Source organism: Deltaproteobacteria bacterium (assembly GCA_016180855.1).
GTDB lineage: Bacteria > UBA10199 > UBA10199 > JACPAL01 > JACPAL01 > JACPAL01.
The window spans coordinates 89,611-90,917 of the sequence record JACPAL010000007.1 but is presented as its reverse complement, the minus strand read 5'-3'; the positions used below and the strand labels follow the sequence as shown (position 1 = coordinate 90,917).

Annotated in this window: 2 protein-coding genes; both read left to right on the top strand. The window is 50.0% G+C overall.

The window, feature by feature from the left end:
* The first annotated feature begins 195 nt into the window (after positions 1-195).
* Complete coding sequence (locus tag HYT77_04260) at positions 196-804, top strand: hypothetical protein (protein MBI2067207.1); 609 nt, start codon at positions 196-198, stop codon at positions 802-804.
* Between the two features lie 21 nt (positions 805-825).
* On the top strand, positions 826-1,307 hold a 482-nt coding region (locus HYT77_04255; protein ID MBI2067206.1), incomplete at its 3' end, for an endonuclease III.

Sequence of the window (1,307 nt, the reverse complement as noted above, 5' to 3'; positions counted from 1 at the left end):
TTCCCTTCATAAAGAAAGCGTTGTTTCACCGGGACTTTCGCCATTACAGCTTTATTATCGGCAACAAATTCATTCGAGTTGTGACCCGAGAGTTGGGAGATGAATAAGAAAAAACCAACAACTCTTTTGGTGCAGGAACGATCTGCCTCGACACAAGTAGCCATTTTCTGCAGAACTTAAAGAAGGAGGAAAAACATGACTGACCCCATTATGCCGGGATATCACAACAGGCGCCTGGGGGACCCGTTTCCATGGGGGCCTGAGACTGGGAAGGACGTGAAGCTAGGGCCAGGGGCAACGCTGGTTGGTGTAAGGCTGGGAGGAGGAAGTGGTGTGGGGCGATTGCATGAATCTGGGAGAGGTGAGGAGAGTAGCCAAACGACTGCAAGCTTGTCAGCCGAAGTTGAACTGTTTGCCTCGCGGATCCCCCTTGTAGAGAATGAGCTCCAATTTCATTGGGCCGATGGGGTTGGGCTCAAATACAGTTATGGTCTTAGGACCGATCCGGATGAGGATGTGCGAGATCATCGAATCGATCTCCTGTATCGTCTTATGTTTGGAGAGAGGGGCGAAGTGGAGGCGTTTGTGGGGCCAACGTTTATGATGGGTGGTACAATGGAGTATGGCTACGGGGGAACCTTAGGGGGTTTATACCGATTTGGAAAAGAAAAGAGCGGGGCGATACCGTTTCTGGGTCTAAGCATGGTGCTCGCAGGTGGAAATGATCTCTTGGGTACTACGACCATTTATAACCAAGGCTTGCTCTTTGCCGGTCTTGAGTTTTCTGGTTTTGTTGGGAAGTAGGCGTTCTCCGATGAATCGTTCATGACAACCACCGCAATTGAAAAAGCCCTCTCTATTCTTAAGCGAGAGATCAAAAAATGGAAGGTCCCGGTGGTTGGACAATTTGCCAAGGAATCGGTTGACCGACCCTTTGCCACGTTGATCAGCTGTCTTCTTTCCCTTCGAACCAAGGATGCCGTGACGGAACAGGCGACCCGACGGCTTTTTGCCGTCGCCTCAACACCGCAGGAAATTTTTGGGTTGGAGACAAATCAGCTTGAAAAACTGATTTATCCGGTTGGATTTTACAGGACCAAGGCAAAAAACCTCAAGGAAACGTGCAATCTCCTTATCAAACAACATGGTGCGCGTGTGCCTGGCACCATGGAGGAGCTACTGGCCTTGCCTGGTGTGGGGCGCAAGACCGCCAATCTTGTCTTAACGGTCGGTCATGATCAGTACGGAATTTGTGTCGATACCCATGTCCACCGGATTTCGAATTTGTGGGGATACGTTAAGACAAA